We start from the raw sequence: 312 nt of genomic DNA, 5'->3' as shown, positions 1-312 counted from the left end.
CAAAACGCCAGCGTGTCGACGCGCCGCCGCCTACGAACGAAGAGACGATGACACCGGAGGTTCTTAAGCAGCTGGCGGATCAAATTCCGCCGGAGCAGATCGCGCAGAACCTGAATGTGGAGCCTGACGTCGTCAACCGGCTAATTGAGCAGTATCTGTTGGGCGAAACCCAGAAGATACACCAGGCGTTTCTGACCGAACAGGCCGGCCAGCCCGCGGCCGCGGCAGATGCGCCGCCAGTCCTCCCGGAGGTCAGGCAGGAAGTGATCCGCCAGTTGAACGAGGGCCACGTATCAGCCGACATCGCCAATA

1 protein-coding gene is annotated in these 312 nt (G+C 61.2%); it reads left to right on the top strand.

The features are described 5' to 3' along the window. On the top strand, nucleotides 1-312 hold a 312-nt coding region (locus tag PQR42_RS45700), incomplete at both ends, for a hypothetical protein (protein ID WP_408496137.1).

The sequence above is a fragment of the Paraburkholderia sediminicola genome (genome assembly GCF_046027355.1).
Taxonomy (GTDB): Bacteria; Pseudomonadota; Gammaproteobacteria; order Burkholderiales; family Burkholderiaceae; genus Paraburkholderia; species Paraburkholderia sediminicola_B.
The sequence above is the reverse complement of the archived record's forward strand: the minus strand, read 5'-3'. Positions and strand labels throughout refer to the sequence as shown.